The sequence below is a fragment of the Rhizobium sp. J15 genome (genome assembly GCF_002531825.1).
Taxonomy (GTDB): Bacteria; Pseudomonadota; Alphaproteobacteria; order Rhizobiales; family Rhizobiaceae; genus Rhizobium.
In genome coordinates, this window is sequence record NZ_NWSX01000021.1 from 55,610 (window position 1) to 72,543 (window position 16,934).

The 16,934-nt window shown below is 62.4% G+C and carries 20 protein-coding genes; 6 read left to right on the forward strand and 14 right to left on the reverse strand.

The window, feature by feature from the left end; genetic code table 11:
* Positions 1–60 precede the first annotated feature (60 nt).
* Both CO670_RS18865 and CO670_RS18870 read left to right on the forward strand, forming a co-directional pair.
* Positions 61–648: a DUF1214 domain-containing protein gene (locus CO670_RS18865; protein WP_088688115.1), complete on the forward strand. Its 588-nt coding sequence runs from the start codon at positions 61–63 to the stop codon at positions 646–648.
* Positions 641–1,189: a DUF1254 domain-containing protein gene (locus tag CO670_RS18870; protein ID WP_097591642.1), complete on the forward strand. Its 549-nt coding sequence runs from the start codon at positions 641–643 to the stop codon at positions 1,187–1,189. The genes CO670_RS18865 and CO670_RS18870 overlap by 8 nt, the downstream gene beginning before the upstream one ends.
* 13 nt (positions 1,190–1,202) lie before the next feature.
* Here CO670_RS18870 and CO670_RS33025 read toward each other — a convergent pair whose 3' ends face one another.
* The gene (locus tag CO670_RS33025; RefSeq protein ID WP_176538978.1) at positions 1,203–1,370 is read right to left on the reverse strand and encodes a hypothetical protein; all 168 of its coding nucleotides are present in this window, start codon (positions 1,368–1,370) and stop codon (positions 1,203–1,205) included.
* Positions 1,371–1,908: 538 nt separating this feature from the next.
* Between CO670_RS33025 and CO670_RS18875 the strand changes: the two genes are divergently transcribed.
* On the forward strand, positions 1,909–2,115 hold the full coding sequence (locus CO670_RS18875; RefSeq protein ID WP_097591676.1) for a hypothetical protein: 207 nt from the start codon (positions 1,909–1,911) through the stop codon (positions 2,113–2,115).
* 247 nt (positions 2,116–2,362) lie between these two features.
* Positions 2,363–3,412: a DUF2336 domain-containing protein gene (locus CO670_RS18880; protein WP_097591643.1), complete on the forward strand. Its 1,050-nt coding sequence runs from the start codon at positions 2,363–2,365 to the stop codon at positions 3,410–3,412.
* A gap of 19 nt (positions 3,413–3,431) precedes the next feature.
* On the opposite strand, the gene CO670_RS18885 is transcribed toward CO670_RS18880, so the two are convergent.
* From CO670_RS18885 to CO670_RS18900, 4 genes are all read right to left on the reverse strand, one after another.
* Positions 3,432–3,779 (reverse strand): DUF1491 family protein, encoded by a 348-nt coding sequence (locus CO670_RS18885; protein ID WP_097591677.1) that lies wholly within the window; start codon positions 3,777–3,779, stop codon positions 3,432–3,434.
* Between the two features lie 62 nt (positions 3,780–3,841).
* Positions 3,842–5,290 carry a methyl-accepting chemotaxis protein gene (locus CO670_RS18890; RefSeq protein WP_097591644.1) on the reverse strand — a complete coding sequence of 483 codons (1,449 nt, stop codon included), beginning with the start codon at positions 5,288–5,290 and terminating at the stop codon, positions 3,842–3,844.
* A 121-nt stretch (positions 5,291–5,411) separates the two neighbouring features.
* Complete coding sequence (locus CO670_RS18895; protein WP_097591645.1) at positions 5,412–6,332, reverse strand: peptidoglycan-binding domain-containing protein; 921 nt, start codon at positions 6,330–6,332, stop codon at positions 5,412–5,414.
* The gene (locus CO670_RS18900; protein ID WP_097591646.1) at positions 6,304–7,839 is read right to left on the reverse strand and encodes a HAMP domain-containing sensor histidine kinase; all 1,536 of its coding nucleotides are present in this window, start codon (positions 7,837–7,839) and stop codon (positions 6,304–6,306) included. Before CO670_RS18900 ends, CO670_RS18895 begins: the two co-directional genes overlap by 29 nt.
* Positions 7,840–8,291: 452 nt before the next feature.
* Between CO670_RS18900 and CO670_RS18905 the strand changes: the two genes are divergently transcribed.
* Both CO670_RS18905 and CO670_RS18910 read left to right on the forward strand, forming a co-directional pair.
* A complete protein-coding gene (locus CO670_RS18905; protein WP_097591647.1) occupies positions 8,292–8,780 on the forward strand; it encodes a DUF5330 domain-containing protein in 489 nt (162 codons plus the stop codon).
* Between the two features lie 264 nt (positions 8,781–9,044).
* Positions 9,045–9,467 carry a SufE family protein gene (locus CO670_RS18910; protein WP_097591648.1) on the forward strand — a complete coding sequence of 141 codons (423 nt, stop codon included), beginning with the start codon at positions 9,045–9,047 and terminating at the stop codon, positions 9,465–9,467.
* 268 nt (positions 9,468–9,735) lie between these two features.
* Here CO670_RS18910 and CO670_RS18915 read toward each other — a convergent pair whose 3' ends face one another.
* The 9 genes from CO670_RS18915 to CO670_RS18955 form a co-directional block, all read right to left on the reverse strand.
* Positions 9,736–10,167, reverse strand: coding sequence for a MucR family transcriptional regulator (locus CO670_RS18915; protein WP_008528845.1), 432 nt, complete (start codon positions 10,165–10,167; stop codon positions 9,736–9,738).
* A 440-nt stretch (positions 10,168–10,607) separates the two neighbouring features.
* Positions 10,608–10,943 (reverse strand): monovalent cation/H(+) antiporter subunit G, encoded by a 336-nt coding sequence (gene mnhG, locus CO670_RS18920; protein WP_097591649.1) that lies wholly within the window; start codon positions 10,941–10,943, stop codon positions 10,608–10,610.
* Complete coding sequence (locus CO670_RS18925; RefSeq protein ID WP_097591650.1) at positions 10,940–11,293, reverse strand: cation:proton antiporter; 354 nt, start codon at positions 11,291–11,293, stop codon at positions 10,940–10,942. The genes mnhG and CO670_RS18925 overlap by 4 nt, the downstream gene beginning before the upstream one ends.
* Positions 11,290–11,763, reverse strand: coding sequence for a Na+/H+ antiporter subunit E (locus CO670_RS18930; protein ID WP_097591651.1), 474 nt, complete (start codon positions 11,761–11,763; stop codon positions 11,290–11,292). Before CO670_RS18930 ends, CO670_RS18925 begins: the two co-directional genes overlap by 4 nt.
* Positions 11,760–13,307, reverse strand: a complete 1,548-nt coding sequence (locus CO670_RS18935) for a Na+/H+ antiporter subunit D (protein WP_097591652.1) — start codon at positions 13,305–13,307, stop codon at positions 11,760–11,762. Before CO670_RS18935 ends, CO670_RS18930 begins: the two co-directional genes overlap by 4 nt.
* 64 nt (positions 13,308–13,371) lie before the next feature.
* Positions 13,372–13,749: a Na+/H+ antiporter subunit C gene (locus CO670_RS18940; protein WP_088674467.1), complete on the reverse strand. Its 378-nt coding sequence runs from the start codon at positions 13,747–13,749 to the stop codon at positions 13,372–13,374.
* Positions 13,749–14,168, reverse strand: coding sequence for a Na(+)/H(+) antiporter subunit B (locus tag CO670_RS18945; protein ID WP_097591653.1), 420 nt, complete (start codon positions 14,166–14,168; stop codon positions 13,749–13,751). Before CO670_RS18945 ends, CO670_RS18940 begins: the two co-directional genes overlap by 1 nt.
* Positions 14,169–14,172: 4 nt before the next feature.
* Positions 14,173–16,539 (reverse strand): putative monovalent cation/H+ antiporter subunit A, encoded by a 2,367-nt coding sequence (locus CO670_RS18950; RefSeq protein WP_097591654.1) that lies wholly within the window; start codon positions 16,537–16,539, stop codon positions 14,173–14,175.
* Between the two features lie 128 nt (positions 16,540–16,667).
* Positions 16,668–16,883: a hypothetical protein gene (locus CO670_RS18955; RefSeq protein WP_097591655.1), complete on the reverse strand. Its 216-nt coding sequence runs from the start codon at positions 16,881–16,883 to the stop codon at positions 16,668–16,670.
* Positions 16,884–16,934: the final 51 nt, after the last annotated feature.

The following is a 16,934-nucleotide window of genomic DNA, read 5'->3' on the forward strand; positions in this document are numbered from 1 at the left end:
TTCCACCCTGCCAGAATCAGTGGTAACCCTTTCATCCAATGTGGTTTCCAAGGTCATGACGTGTTTCGGTTTCCCCTTTTCATCCTGATCACGCTGATCGTCGCCTTCGGCGGCGGCATCATGATCACGCTCTATGCGCTGGATGCGACACAGGGTTTCGGCGCCATCAAGCTCGGCGCCTGGGAAGCCTTTCCGGCATTGCAGACGGTTGACGCCGACCCTTACGCCAAGTCGCATCGGGCGCGCGCCGGCAAACTGCTCTATGGCAGCGCCGAGGGCCTGACCTTCACGGCGAGCGTCGATGACGAGGGCGCGCGGCTGAATGCCGGCTGCCGCTACCGCATCAGCGGGCAGACGCCGCCTGCCCGCCTCTGGACCCTCTTCACCGCCGACAATGGCGGCAATCCGGCAGCGGTGAAAAACGGGCTTCCCTCGGCGCTGAATTCCTGGACGGTGCTGCGCCAGCCCGACAGCAGCTTCTCGATCGAGATCTCCGCCGTCGCGCAGCCGGGCAACTGGCTGGCGCTGCCGCAAGCCGGCACCTTCCGGCTCGTACTGACGCTGTTCGACACGCCGACGGCCGGCAGTTCCGGCGTGATCGATCTCGCCATGCCGAAGCTCACCAAGACCGGATGCGGCAATGCTTAGAATAATATTCGCCGTTCTCACCGGCCTTTTCGGCGCAGCACTGCTGCATCTCGTCATCATCCTGTCGCTCCCGCACTTCACCGGCCGGGATGCGGCGACCCGCGTCGCGGCCGAAGGCGACCTCAACAATTTCTACCTGCTGAACGACCAGTATGACGAGGCAGGCCTTGCCAATGGCGACCCCTTCCTGCGCACCGCCGTCTGCTCCTTCGACGTCGAGGATGCGCCGGTGCACTTTACGGCCAGAGGCAACGTGCCCTTCTGGTCGATCGCGATCTATGACAGCGCCTCCAACGAGGTCTTCAGCATGAACGACCGGACATCGGTCGGCGGCGCGCTCGACGTGCTGGCGGGCGGGCCGATCCAGCTGACGGACCTGCGCAAGAACTTGCCGCAGGAGCTGCAGCAGACGATCCTGGTGGAGATGGCGCGGCCGGACGGTTATGCCGTGCTGCGCACGCTGGCGCCGCAGGCGAGTTTCGATGAAGCTGCGCGCAACTTCCTGACTGAAGCCGGCTGCGAACAGTTCGCCACGCGCTGAAGTTGAAAGCACGTTACTTTTTATTGACGCGCGGCGCAGGCGCCGGACGCCGTTTCGGGCTCTCGGCCAGCCGCTCATAGCGGACGCCGGTGAACCAAAGAATCTTGGCTTCGCGGGGTTCCTTGTCCAGGCGACGCGGCGCCCGCGGCCGCCGATCCGCCAATGCGACTACTATTGCCATTCTCGTCTCCATGCACTGCCCGAGACGGATGAACTTGCGAAGGATTTCACCCTGCCCGCCAATCTGCGGGCCGGCGCGTCCTGCGGCGCCGGGATGACCGGACCGAGGGCATTCGCGCCTTTCCCACGGCACCTGACTGAAATACCGTGATGCGGAGTTTCAACGATCCAGATACTCAAATCGCGTCGTTCCTATCCGAATTGAGACACATGACAGTTAACAGATTCCTAATATTCAGCCGAGGCCAAACACAGTTCACGTGATTTGCTTGTAACGTCCGGACAGTTGTTTTGGTTTCACGCCGCCCGCGCAAAAATGCGGCGTGGCGGCGAAGCATAAAATTAGAAGAGATTCATATAGTTGGCTATAAGGCGGCAACCGAAGCCTCCGCCAGAGGCGGATGTTGCAAATATACGTCACGAAAATATTCATTGCGGCGGAACCGGATGAGCGTATGTTCGCGATGTCGATCAAACGTTTCCGGCTCCGATCGATCGGGGGATCATCCACGCTCCTGCCGGAAAGCGGAGGGCAGACGGTGTCTTTGCTCGTGAATGCGTCTTTCTCATCGCAGGATTTCGACGTGCTGTGCAGCGCACTCGACGCATGGTGCGCCGAACGGCATATCGACATCGTCAGCGTCGAGGCCCAGTCTGCGGCGTCCACGGCGCTCGACCTCTATCAGGCCGGCTGCGACAGCCGCGAAAAGCTACTGCACGCGCTGCGTGATCACAGGGCCGCCTAGCCGTTTCCACCGTCAGGCAGCCGGCGGAAAGCCGTCATCATCCCCTTTCCGGACAAACGCATTCAACTGCGGACTAGCCATCCGCAGCACGTTACGCGTGTAAATTTGTGTCGCATTTTAATAAAATCTTCAGCATGCATTAACCCTACCGGTGTAGGATTTGTTCATAACCGTATGGCCTGACATGCGTTCCGCCAGCGCATATCGACCTGCGGTTCCCCTTGTCGTGCGTTTTCAGGGTGTTCGTGTGCGTGACCGGTTTCGAGACCTAGAAGGCCCGTTGGCCGTCAGGAAAAAGGACGTGGTATTGATGGCGACCGTCAGCAGTTTCGAGAATCTGTCGCATCCGACACGATCCGAGCTGCGCCAGTTCGCCGAGCTTTTCACGCCGCTGTTCCAGGCTTCCTCCGAAGAGGCCAAGCGCCAGGCGGTCGCCGCCTTGTCTCAATGCGATCACATACCGGCAGCCGTGGCGCTGTTCATCGGCAGCCAGCCGATCGATATCGCCGCGCCTTTTATCGCGGCCTCCAAGGCGATCGCCGACGATACGCTGATCATCATCGCCCGCACCCAGGGGAAGGACCACGTCAAGGCGATCGTCAGCCGCGATTGTCTCTCGCCCAAGGTCATCGACGCATTGGTGGCGTTGCGCCAGGCCGGTCCGCGGGCGGCGGCCACGGTGGCTCAGCACATCGAGCCGCCCACAGTGCCGCTTGTACCGATAGCCGTGGCGACCAATGAGGCAGATGCGCTGGAGGAACAGCGGGTCGCCAATGAAGAGGCGCTGCGCGAGCGCATCCTCGGCCTTGCCGGCCATCTCGGCCGCAGCGATGAGGACAGGCTCGGCCTGCGCACGCTTACCGACATTCAGGAGGCGCTGCTGGTGCGCTTCGCCCGCTCGCGCGAAGCGACGCAGTTCGCGACCGCGCTGGCCGATGCGCTTTCCGCCAGCCGCTGGCTTGCCGAGCGCATCATGCTCGATCTGTCCGGCCAGCAGCTCGCCACGACGCTGACGAGCCTCGGCATGGGCTTTCTCGATGCCGTCTTCGTGCTCGAAAAACTCTATCCGCACCTTGCCGAGCAGCAGCACAGCGTCACCCGCGCCTGGATGGTGCTCGATGCGCTCGACCCGGAGGAATGCCACGACCGCGTGGAAGCCTGGCGGCGCGCCGATCGCTACACCTACAAGCCCGAGGCGCCCGCTGCCCCGGCGCTTCAGGAAACACCCGGCTACCGCTTCATGCGCCAGGCGCCGCAGCAGCGTGACATGCGCGTCATGGGGCGGCGGTCTCGCTGAACTGACGAGCCTTCGGCGGTCAGCCGCCGTTCCGCGCGAGCGGGATCAGGTCGCCCAGTTCCTCCATCTCCAGCTCAACGATCCAGAGATCGGAGTCGAACCTGCGTTCGCGCTCCAGCATCGCGCGCACCGCTTCCGGCTCGCTGCGCGACAGGCGGATCTCGAACAGGCGATCGCCGGCCTGCCCGTCATCGAAGGCGGTCTGCGGCGCAGGCGCGTAAAGCGTCTCCAGACCATCGCGAAAGTGCTGGCGGATGAAGATCGCGCCTGCCTCTTCCGCACCCTTCTTCTCCACGGCGGCGAAATCGCCGCTGGCAAAGACACGGCGCAGGAGGGCGGAAACGAAAATGTCGGCGCGCAATCTCATCGGCGCGATATAGACCGGCGCGCGGACGGCGGCAATGCGGGGCGAAATCTCGTCTGTCGAATTCAGACCTTGACCGCCAGCCGCAACCCTCCCCAATGCCGCCCCCGGACGGTGATCGGAGCCGAGATATCCTTCATCATCACGAAATTGCCGCCGCCCATGTCGCGCCTGTAGGTCTGGACGAGAAAGGGCGCGGTGCTGCGGCCGGCGGCAAGACCGACTCGGTCGGCGAAGATGCGGCGGTTGCGGCAATTGGCGGTGTTCCAGACGGCGTCGCCGGGACGCTGCGGCTGAGAGAATTTCCGATTGTGGGTCGGGAGATAGCCATTCTCGTCGATCGCCGCGCAGAAGGCGATGCGCTCGTCCGACGCGACGATCGGTTCCTGGATCGGCGGCAGCAGGCGGTCGGTAAGTTCGGTGAAGGCGGCCATGACCTGGGCCGGATCGCTGCCTGGAATCGGGCGATAGCGCCGGTCGAAGAGGGCGTCGAGCCCGATCTGTCCCTCGGCGACCGCGCGTTCGAAGGCGCCGGAGATCTGCCTTGCGACCGATTGCGCTTCCGCAATCCAATGGCTGTCAGCGGTTTGGACGCCGGCGCTCGCCGTCAGCTGAATCAAGGTTTCGGAGAGGCCGACGACGCTGTCGACGCGTTTGGCAGCCTGCTGCAGCCTGACATTCGAGCCGGCGACCTCGGACGACATTTCGCTGAGTTTTTCGACGAAGCCGGCGCATTGCTGATCGACCGCCTCGGTGGTGTTTGCCATCACCGTCGAACTGTCGAGGATGCGGGTAATGACATTTTCCATGCTGTCGAAAGCGCCACGCATCGCCTCCGACTTGTCGCGCACGCCGGCGGCGCTCTTGCGCGCATCGCTGCCGACCACCGATAGCCGGTCGATCTTGACGCGCAATTCGTCCAGCGTGTCCTGGATGGAGCCGGTCGCCTTCGACGTCTGCAGCGAGAGAGCCCGCACTTCGGCGGCGACCACCGCAAAACCCTTGCCGGCATCGCCGGCGCGCGCCGCCTCGATCGCGGCGTTCAGCGCCAGCAGGTTCGTCTGGCGGGCAATGGTGCTGATTTCCTCGGCGATCTTGTCGACATCGGCAAGCGATTTCGAGAAACCGGCGATCTCGGTGCCGATCTCCTTGGAGGACTGGACCATGTGGCCGATCTCGGCGACCGAACCGGACAGGCGGTCGGCCGATTCCTTCAGCATGTGGCGGGCCTCGGTCGCCGTGCGGTCGGTGTCCCGCAACGAGACGGCGACGGCCCGGTTGGTCTCGGCAATCGAAAGTGCGGTGCGGGTGACATGATCGAAGGCGGAAGCATGCCGGGCCGACATTGCCGCCATGTCCTGGATCGCGCCGGCGATGTCGACGAGATCGATGCCAAGGGTGGAGGCTTCTTCGGCAAGGCGCCGCAGGATATGGCGCAAGGCCTCGCGATCGACGCCCTCCGCTTCGACCGGCGCGTCACCGGCCAGATCGTCTACCGCCTTCAGCGCATGCATAACCGACGCTCCCCCGCCCCAATCAGAAAAGCTTCAGGCAACATGGTTAATAAGTTGCAAACGGCAGCCGCGTCTTAGACTTAGGTTGTAGGACGCGCGCGGCGCGGCGGCGCATCCTTGGCTAGATCGCGCCGATTTCCTTGAGTTTCTTCAGCACCGCCTCGTTGGGCTCTCCATTCTCAGGCAGATTATAGTGCTTCTGGAAATGGCGGATGGCCGCGCGGGTCTGCTCGCCGGCAACGCCGTCGACGCCGACATTGGCATAGGCCATGTTGGAGAGGCCCTTCTGGATCTTCAGCACCAGATCGACAGTGGAGATTTCGCTCGATGGAACCTGCTTTGCAGCGGCGGGAGCCGTCTTGATCGTCTTCTCGGCGCTGCGGATCGCCGCTGCGACCGGGTCTTCCGACGAGGCTTTCGAGCTCACATCCTCGAGCGGCTTTTCGGCGGGCACGGTCGAAGGGCCGGCGGCGTCGGTTTTCAGCGCCGCCAGAACCTCCGGCGTCGGATCGCCGGTCTGGGCCATGCCGACAGTTTCTTCGAAGAAGAGGATGGCTGCACTGGTGCGGGGTCCGATGATGCCATCCGGCGTGCCGTTATAGAGGCCCCGGCGCACCAGCTGCTGCTGGATGTCCATGACGAGCTGGCTCGGCTGCTGAGCGGCTGCGGGCGGAGCCGGCGTCGCGCTGGTGGCGGTGGCATCCTCGGGCCGTTCGATCCGGAAGGTGGTAACGTCGCCCTGCTGCTCCTCGGCCGGACGGCGGGCGCCGAGCACGTTCGGAGATTGCGGATCGCGGGTGCGGAAAATCGGGTGCGGATGCAGGCCTGGCTGATACCAGAGCGCATTGGCGGCGACAAAGGAGAAGATGACGACGAAGGCGATGGTGCCGCCGGCCACGGACGGATTGCGGCCGATGACGCCACCGAGCACGGATGCGCCTTGCAGGCTGAGGCCGCCGAGGGCAGCCGCGCCTGTCATCAAAAGGCCCGGCTGCTGCCGTCCCTTCTTTCCCTTAGGCGATTTTCGCTTGCGCGCGGCCATCGAAATGCCCCTCTTCTACGCCGGTATTGACCGCGCCCTTCAGCCGCGGCGGAAACTCGACAGTTGCGCCATGGCCGGCATCGTCAGCGCACGTGGCGCCCGAGCCGTCGGCTGCGATCTCGATGGTGATGATCGTGCCCTCGCCCGGCTGGCTGGCGATGGCAAAGTTCCCGCCATGCAGCGATACCAGCCCCTTGACCAGCGAAAGGCCGAGGCCGGTGCCTTCGAACCGGCGGGTGTAATCGTTCTGAATCTGGACGAAGGGCTGGCCGAGCATTGCGAGCTTGTCGGCCGGGATGCCGATGCCGGTATCGCTGACTGTCAACTTCAGGATGCCGTCGCGCACCGCCGCATCGACGGAGACGACGCCGCCGGCTTCGGTGAATTTCACGGCATTGCCGACGAGGTTGATGAGGATCTGCTGAATGGCACGCTGATCGGCGACGATCTCGCCGATGCCGCGCTGGATGCGGCTCGTCAGGGTGACGCCCTTGGTCTTGGCCTGCAATGCCAGCATCGATTCGCAGGATTTGACGGAGCCCGATATGTCGAAAGGTTCCAGGATCAGCTCGTAGCGGCCGGCTTCGATCTTGCTCATGTCGAGCATGGTGTTGACGACGGACAGCAGGTGCGCGCCGGATTCGCGGACCAGGCCGACATATTCGCGCTGGCGGTCGTTTTCGAACTTGCCGAAATATTCGCCGATCAGAATGTCGGAAAAACCGAGAATGGCGTTCAGCGGCGTGCGCAGCTCGTGGCTGACCGCGGCAAGGAAGCGCGATTTGGCGTCGTTTGCGGATTCGGCATCGGCCGCGCGGTTCTGGGCTTCGTCACGCAGCTGCTGCTCGACGGAGACATCGCGCAATTGGGCGATGACGGCGGCAAGCTCGCCGTCGGCGTCGCGCCGGGCGGTCATATCCATCCTCAGATGCGCGAACTGGCGCTGGCCGCGCCCGACCGGCGGCCGGTCAAGCCGCAGATCGACACTCGCCGCCTCCTCGCCGCGGCGCAGCTCATCGAGCGCCTGCAGGAAAAGGATGCGGTCGGAGACATGCACCTGTTCGATGAAGCCCCTGCCCTTGGGATCGCGCATCCAGGCGAGGAAATCGCAGCGGTCGCGGCCACCGACGGTCGCCACGCTGCCGTGCGCGTCGAGAAAGAAGACGAGGCCGGGTGTAACCGCGAGCAAAAAATCCTCGGCCGACTGGGTGGCAATGCCGGCCGGCGAACCCTGACGGGCGAGCGCGATGCTGCCGACGGCAGAAAAGAGAAAGGCGGCGCAAACCATGGCGACGCCCGCCGGCAGGGCGACGGCCGGGCTGGTCACGGTCGAAAGGCCGATCGGAGCGGCGACGAGGGCAGCCGAGGAGAGCAAGACGAGGCGGCGCAGGATCGCGAGCTCGCGTTGGCGCACAGCTTCGCCTCCTCCCGTCCGGGAAAGCCAGCTTGTCGCCGCCCGGTCTACGAGTGCCGTTATCCAGCCGCCAATGTCACCCAATACACGCACGCAATACCCGCCGAAAAGGCTGTCTGTTGATCCGGACAATAGGCCTTGGCGGCTTAAAGAAAGGATAAGGCAAAAGCCCTCTTCACAGCTTCAAAGAGCCGAAATTCCCATTTTGAGGCATCTGACAGGCTCTTTGCCTTTTGTGGTTAATAGCAGGTAAGCGACGGATTTTACTCATATTTCAGCATGACGTTAACTCCTGTGGCAAGGCGAGCTCGCAAAAGCCCTGCAATTGCAAGCAGGTGCTGCCCTGATGTTTAACGGCGATCGCTCGCATTCGACTAAAATGCGGCTCAAATATCGTTCGCTAAAATTTGAATTAAATTTGCCGCAAATGCGCGTGAGTTTCGAAAAGCGGCATTCGCAACTTGCCGGTAGGGTGAAAACACACCGGACAACCGGCCTGATTCGGCAACAAGACCGAACGGGGACAAACAGGATGGGCAACGACAATGTGGTTTCTGATCAAAGGATCCTTCTGGTTTGGCCTTGTGCTCGTGCTTCTTTCCGTCTTCAGCACGGAAAATTCCGACAAGCACGCCAGCGGCCCGCAACTGCAGCTTTCCGACGCGTTTACGGCGGCCAGCGGCGCCTATGACTATCTGACCGGCATGTGCTCGGAAAAGCCCGAGGTCTGCGTCAAGGGCGCCGAAACCTTCACCGCACTCGGCTATCGGGCCCGCGAAGGCGCCCGCGTTGCCTATGAATTGCTGGACAGCCAGTTCCAGGACGAGGCGCCGGAGACCGCAAAGCTTGCCGAACCGACGGCCCCGGCGGCCCTGCCCTCCCTCGCCTCGCCGTCGATCCAGGAAAAGGTGCGCGAGGCGAAGGCCGCGCTCAACCAGCCGATGCCTTACCGCCCGCCGGTCGAGGATGACGAGACGGCCGAAACGGTGGTGACCGGCGCGATCCCGCTGCCGACGCCGAAGCCGGCGATCTGACGAAATTTCCGCGGGTTTCCCGCACAGCATTTCCTTTTTACACAATTCCAGGCCCAAACCGCTTCACGCCATTGCCGGAATTGTTCGAACTTGCATCGGTGGTCCGCATGACGCGGAAATGCCCCATGCCTGACGTGCCTGCCCTGTTTAATTCAGCATGTTGCTGCGCCGTGAGGATGCCCATCCCTCACGGCGTTTCTTTTTAACGGTTCAAATCCGCCGGTCTTTCACCTATATGCACTCTTAATAGTGAAAGGCTCACGCATGGCATCCCTCGACCAGATCATCGACGACTTCACCTTCCTGGACGATTGGGAAGACCGCTACCGCTATGTCATCGAGCTCGGCAAGGCGCTGCCTGAGCTGGCCGAGGAAAAGCGGACCTCCGAGAACAAGGTGATGGGCTGCGCCAGCCAGGTGTGGCTGGTCACGCATACGGCGGGCGATCCCGACAATCCCGTCATGACTTTCGAGGGTGATTCGGACGCCCATATCGTGCGCGGGCTCGTCGCCATCGTGCTTGCCACCTATTCCGGCAAGGCGGCATCCGAAATCGCCGGCCTCGATGCCTTCGAGATATTCTCGAGGATCGGCCTGGTGGAGAACCTGTCGTCGCAGCGTTCGAACGGGCTGCGGTCGATGGTGAACAGAATACGGGAAGAGGCAAGGGTTCGGGCTGCGGCCTGAACGCGACTGATTTCGCAAGCATTTACAGACCGATCGATTCGGAAATGCAGCGGCGAATCCAGTATATTAACACTTGCTCATAGTATGGGAATACATTCTACACCTTTCGCGAAAGCATAAGGCTGGCGCTCTCATAATATCTTGCCGTCCGGACGAATCATCTGCGAAAGGCTCGAAATACTGGAGAGATTATTTTCCTCGTCCTGAATGCATACAAAAAAGCCGGGCATAGGACCCGGCTTTTGTCGTTGGTTGCTTTCGAAAAAGCTCAGCCGCGGCCGCGCTTGCGGCGCTGCCCGAGGCCCATCTCCTTTGCGAGGCGCGAACGCGCTTCGGCATAAGCGGGCGCTACCATCGGGTAATCGGTCGGCAGGTCCCACTTCTCGCGGTATTCTTCCGGCGAGAGGCTGTGGTGCGTCATCAGGTGACGCTTGAGGGACTTGAAATTGCCGCCGCATTCCAGGCACGTGATCTGCTCGTCCTGCACGGACTTGCGGACAGAAACTGCAGGCTTCTGCTTTTCGACGATCGCCGCAGCGGGCTGCGGTACGGACGTGTTGCTCAATGCCGAATGTACGTCGGAAATCAGGTTGGCCAGGTCGCTGACCGGGACAACATGGTTGCTGACATAGGCCGCGACGATGTCGGCCGTCAGCTCCACAAGCAGCTCCGGCCCATTGCCGGTCGCTATATCCGTCATATTCTTTCTCCTGTTAGCATGCACAAACGGTCTATGACTGACGCGTCAAAGACCCGCCTCGTAGAAGCGAACAGCAAAAGCACAGGAAGCGATCTTCTGTTCCGAAAAACGCGAAATCCACCCCTAGATTCCGAAGAGCGAGACCTGTTCTTATACTGCCTGATGGAAAACCACTACGTCATGCCCCAGGCGATGGCCCCAGTTAGACATTAAAAATCAAAACTGAGGGACTTGGAAGCAGTACGATTGTCATTCACAATCAGAACTCTACTTACATTTTCAAATACCATCGTTTGGCCGAAACGCCAATTATTATTTGTCGTTTTTCTTGAGAAAAAATCTCAGATGAAGAATTGAGCAGGCCCGCGGCAAGGTTTACTCGTTCCATCCTGTGCATAAGTTCGCGTAAAACTGATCAAGGCGGCGAACAGGATATATTCTCAGCCGCCCTCGCGCATATCGTCCCGTACCGAGACACCGCCGAGATCATATCCCGAGCGGTGGGCCGCCCGCGCGAGCAGATGGGCGGAAACAGGCGCCGTCAGCAGAAAGAAGACGAAGCCGGCAATGGCGCGGAGCAGAATCGCCGGATCCTGCGAATAGAGGCCGGCGGCAAAGAGCAGCAGGCCGGAGCCGACAGTGCCCGCCTTCGAGGCGGAGTGCATGCGCGTATAAAGATCGGGCAGCCTGATCAGGCCGATCGCCGCCGAAAGAGCAAAGAGCGCGCCTGATATCAGCAGCAGAGCGGTGACGGCAGCGACGATAGAATCGATCATTTGCGCTTCCTCCCTGCCCGGCGGGTCTTCGCGCCGGCTTTTGCCGCAACTGGGGAAGGCGCAGATTTGATGCTGCCGCGCGCCAGCACGAAGCGGGCGAAGGCGACCGTCGCGAGGAAACCGACGAGGCCGAGCGCAATGGCGATATCGATATAGAGCGAAAAGCCCGTTTTGACCGCAATGACGGCGATGAAGCCGATGGCGATCCCGGTCAGCATGTCGAGAGCAAGAATACGGTCCGGCAAGGTCGGCCCAACGACGACGCGCCAGACGGTCAGAAGCAGCGCCAGGCCGAGGATGACGAGCGCGGCCGAAGATGCGGCTGCGATGATGGCGGCGGGCGTAATCACCGGAAGGCCTCCATGATCTTGCGTTCAAATCCGTTGGCAATGCCCCGTTTCGTCGCTTCCGGATCGGAGCAGTCGAGCGCATGGACATAGAGCGTGCGGCGATCGGGCGAGACATCGACCGAAAGCGTTCCCGGCGTCAGGGTGATGAGGTTTGCCAGCAGGGTGATTTCGAAATCGCTGGTTACCGTCAGCGGAAAGGCGAAGATGCCGGGCTTGAGCTTCATGTCAGGCGAGAGAACGGTGACCGTGACCTTCCAGGCCGACAGCGACAATTCCTTCAGGAACAAAGCGGCAAGCGACAAAACCAGGCGGACGCGACGCAGATATCCTGTGCTGCCGAAAGGTTCGCGGATGATGATGAGCGCCAGGGTCCCCAGCAGGAAACCGAAGACGAGATTGAGCAGCGAGGCGCTGCCGGTGACGGCAACCCAGGCAATGGCGAGCAGCAGGTTGAAAAGGAAGACGGTCACGGCGGGCCTGCCTCCGGGAAAACCGAATGAAGATAGGCCTGCGGATCGGCAATGCCGGCAGCGGCCGATTGCGACAGTTTCAGCAATTGTTCCGGCAGGATGCCGAAGCCGATGGTGAGCGCGGTCAGTGCGGCAAGCGACAGGCTGGTGCGCCAGCATGCTTTCGATGGGAGGAGCGCCATCGGCGCGGGACGCCAATAGGCGAGCAGGAAGAGGCGGCCGAAGGCGATCGTCATCAAAAAACCTCCCGCGAGGATCGAAGCCGCCAGCCACCAGGCGCCGGCGTCGAGCGAGGCCTTGACGAGCATGACCTTCGGCCAGAAGCCGGCAAAGGGCGGAAGGCCGCAGGCAGCCAGGAAGAGCACGAGGGAAAGCGCGGCAAAACCGCCGCTTTGCCGGTAGAGCCCGCCGAGGCCCGACAGCGAAAAACCGCCGCCCCGCCGGGCGATCTCGCCGGCGGCAAGGTAAAGCGCGGTCATCAGGACGATCGAATGAAGCGCATAGAAGACCGCGCCGCTGATGCCGCCGGCGCTCCCGAGCGCGACGCCGGCCAGCATGTTGCCGATGCCCGATATGACGACATAGCCGAACAGCCTGCGGATATCGTTTTCGGCGAGCGCGCCGAAAGCGCCGACCAGAATGGTTGCGATGGCGGCAAGCGCGATCAAGAGGCTCAGTTCCTCGCGCTCCACCGGCAGCAGCATGATCATCACCCGGATCAGAGCGTAGATGCCGACCTTGGTGAGCAGGCCGGCAAACAGCGCCGAAACGACGATGCGCGGCGTATGGTAGGCGGCGGGCAGCCAGAAATTGACCGGAAAGGCTGCCGCCTTCATGCCGAAGGCGAGGAGAAACAGGCCTGCCAGCGTCATCAGCGGCGCCGTACCGCGTAAGTCCCCGACATTCGCCGCAATATCGGCCATGTTGAGCGTGCCGAAGACGGCATAAAGAATGCCGACGCCGATCAGGAACAGCGTCGTCGCAATGAGATTGAGCACCGCATATCTCAGCGCCCCGTCGATCTGCTCACGCTCGGAGCCGAGAATGATGAGCCCGAATGAGGAGATCAGCAGCACCTCGAACCAGACGTAGAGATTGAAGATGTCGCCGGTGAGAAAGGCGCCAGTGACACCCGCCATCAGCAGCATCAGCAGCGGGAAGAAACCGTATCGCCGGCCGCTTTCGCCGATATCGGCCAGCGCATAGATGCCGCCGGCGAGCGCGGCAAGGGCTGCCGTGAACGCCATCAGCGCGCCGAGCAGATCGACGGTGAAGGCGATTCCGAAAGGCGGCAGCCAGCGCCCCATGACCATGGTCAGCGGCCCCTCGGTCGCGACCTTGGCAAGCAGCGCCGCGTCCATGAGGGCCAGAAGCACCAGACCCGATATGGTAAGCCAGGCCTGCAGACGCAGATGTGCCCGTACCATCAGGAGGATAGCGCCGAGCGTGATGCAATGGGCGACCGGCAGGATGACAAGCCAATTCTCGACAGGCACCGGCGCGGTCACCAAGGCGGCGGAAAGATCAACGGATGGGGCGGCCATCAGGGGTGGCCTCCGGGATGCCCGGCAGGGCAGTGGGGGGTGAACATCCGCACCGGCATCAGCATCAATACCCCAAGGGCGGCAGCGGCCGATCGTCGGGCTCGGCGGCGCGCATTTCGCTGGTGTCGTCGGTGCCGAGGTCCTGATAGGCGCGGTAGGTCAGCACCAGCAGGAAGGCGAGGAAGGAGAAGGAAATGACGATCGCCGTGAGGATGAGCGCCTGCGGCAACGGGTTCGCCGTGCCCGGGGGCAAGGCGTCGAGACCCGCCGGGATGATCGGCGGCACCTCGCGCGTCAGCCGGCCGCCGGTAAAGAGCAGCAGGTTGACGGCGTTGCCGAGGATGGCGATGCCGAGCATGATGCGGATCGAGAATTTCGACAGCATCAGATAAATGGCGGCGGCGAAGAACAGGCCGACGAGGATCGCCAGAAGCTGCTCCATCATTTCACCTCCTTTTCTTCCAAGGCCAGCGCGATCGAGGTGATGGCTCCGAGCACGACGAGATAGACGCCGATATCAAAGAGCAGCACGCTCGAGAGCGGCACCTCTGTGCCCAAAAGGCTCGGATAGATCCAGAGGCCGGTCATGAAGGGAACGGCAAAGAGGATGGAAAGAAGGCCCGCCACCGTCGACAGCAGCAAGCCGGCGCCGGCGACCGCGAGCGGATGAAAGAACAGCGCGCGGCGAACGGCGGCAACACCGCGCGCAATGCCATAAATCGCCAATCCCGAGGCGGCGATCAGGCCGCCGATGAAGCCACCGCCCGGCTCGTTGTGGCCGCGCAGCAGCACAAAGACCGAAAAAAGCAGCATCAGCGCGGTGAGGAACGGAGCAACGGTGCGGAAGATGAGGGTGTTCACCCGATCAGCCCTCCGCTTCCATTGCATCGGGATCATTGGCGGCAAGCTTGCGCTCCGTGCCGGCGCGAATGCGGATCAGCGCCAGGATGGCAAGGCCGGTGACCGCGACGACCGCAATTTCGCCGAGCGTGTCGGTGCCGCGGAAATCGACGATGATCACGTTGACGACGTTGGCGCCATGGGCAATCGATTTGGAATAGGCATTGAAGAAATCCGTCAATGCGCTGTTGAAGGGTACTTGCGTCGCCCGCATCAGCAGAAGCGTGAAGCCGAGGCCGCAGGCAAGCGCAAGCGCGCCGTCGAACAGCCGGCCTTTGCGCGGGCGCCGATCGGCCGGGGAAAGCCGAAGCCTCGTCATGACGAGCGCGAGGATGACGACCGACAGGGTCTCGACCATGAATTGGGTGAAGGAGAGATCCGGCGCGCCGAACAACAGGAAGATGACGGCGACAGCGAAACCCTGGATGCCGAGCGAGACCACTGCCGTCAGCCGGTCGCGGGCAAAGAGCACGGCGGCAAGGCCGAGAGCGGCGATCAGGAAGACGGCCCATTCATGCAGCCGGACATCGGCCGGCCAAGCGGGAAGACGCGGCAGTTCATCATAAAGGACAAGGGGAACGATGAGGATGGCGGCGACGCAGAGGAAAGTGCAGGTGATGTAGATCTCGAGCCGTCCCGGCTGAAGGATACGCATCGCGCGGCCGGCGAAGCGGACCAAGCCCGATATGGCGACATCGAAGCCATGATCCGGCCCGGGACCGGCCGCACGCAGGAAGGCGGCCATCAGGAAGCGGGCGCGATTCAGCTGCCAATAGACGCCGATGCCGAGCAGCACGGTCAGGATGGAAAGCGCCAACGGCACGCCGATATGCGGCGTCAGCGAAATATCGATATGGACAGGTGACTGGCGGATGGCGGCTGATATCGGCGAGGATATGGCGGCGTGGGTGTCGGCCGAAAAGATCGCGGCGAGCAGGCCGAGGCCGGCGAGAACGGCGGGGCCGAGCCAAAGCAGCGCGGGGGCCTCATGCGGATGTTTCGGCGTTTCGATCGGCCGGCCGAGGAAGGGTTTCAGCGCCACGGCAAAGGCGATGGCGAACATCAGCGCGTTGCCGAACACGGCGATCGAAACAAGGGTGAGCGCGCGGATATCGCCGCCGGCAAGTGCTGTATAGATCTCCTCCTTGGCGAGAAATCCGAAGAACGGCGGCAAGCCGGCCATCGAGAAGGCCGCCGCAAGCGCCGTGATCCAGGTCAGCGGCATCGCCCGCCGCAGGCCGCGAAGCTTGGTGATGTCGCGCGTGCCGGTCTCGTGATCGATGATGCCGGCGACCATGAAGAGAGCGCCCTTGAAAAGGGAATGCGCCACAAGGTACAGCGCCGCCGCCTCCACCGCATAATCCGCGCCGAAGCCGATCAGCATGACGAGCAGACCGAGCGAAGAGACGGTGGTATAGGCGAGTTTCAGCTTCAGATCGGTCTGGCGGATGGCGAGCGCGGTGCCGGCGACCAGCGTCAGCCCGCCGAAAAAAGGCAGAAGGATTTCCCAGGCGGGCGTTTCCCCCATGACCGGATTGAGCCGCATCAGCAGATAGACGCCTGCTTTCACCATGGTGGCCGAATGCAGATAGGCAGAGACGGGCGTCGGCGCCTCCATGGCATTCGGCAGCCAGAAGTGAAAGGGAAACTGCGCGGACTTGGTGAAGGCGCCGCCCAGCACCAGGATGAGAGCCGCGAGATAGAGCGGGCTTTCGCGCACGGCATCGCCGAACCGGATCAGCTGCGACATCTCCGTGACGCCCGAGATATTCCAGAGAAGCATCAGACCGGCCAGCAGGCAGAGCCCTCCCCCGCCGGTGACAACAAGCGCCTGCAGGGCGGCGCGACGAGCCGCCTCGCGCTCATGGTCGAAGCCGATCAGCAGGAAGGAGGTGATCGATGTCAGCTCCCAGAAGATGAAGAACATCAGGAAGCTGTCGGAGACGACGACGCCGAGCATCGCTCCCATGAAGAGGAAGATGAAGGAGAAGAAGCGTCCCTGATCCCTGTGGCCTCTCAGGTAGCCGCCGGCATAGAGCACGATCAGGGTGCCGATGCCGGTGATCAGAAGCGCGAAAGCCAGCGATAGACCGTCGAGAAACCAGGAGAAGGAGAGATTGTAGCTCGGCACCCAGGAATAGCCGCCGGTGACGACCTCGCCACGCGCGACGACAGGAACGAAACGCAGGAAATGCAGGAAGGCGAGCAAGGGGGCGATCGCCAGCAGCCAGGCACCGTTTGCGCCGAAGATGCGGATGACGAAGGGAGCAGCAAGAGCGCCGGCGAGCGGCAGACACAAGGCCAGAAATGTCAGAGCCGTGACATCGGCCATGTCTCCTCCTCTACCGGCAATAGACGAAGGCCGATGAAACCGGCCCGTCCTCTGACTTAGGCGAAATGGTAGGGCCTCTCAAGCAATTTCGAGCACAAGGTGAAATTGCGTCAGTCTATCGCGGCCGTTCAGGCCATTGATCGGGAACGGCGTGTCAGCAGCCGCGCGATACAGCCGTGCAGGACGAAGAGCAGGAGCGTCAGCGGCCAGACGAGGCAGGCGAGGAGCCCGGCGAGACGATACAGCGTCAAACCGTCGTGGTTGGCCCAGCCTTCCAACATCGTGACCGCCATGGCGGCCGCGGCCACCAGGCCATAGAGCAGGAAGATTGCGGCTTCAAACACCAGTGATTCCCCAATGCACGTAACATTAACCCTAACGGAAAATTCTTAACG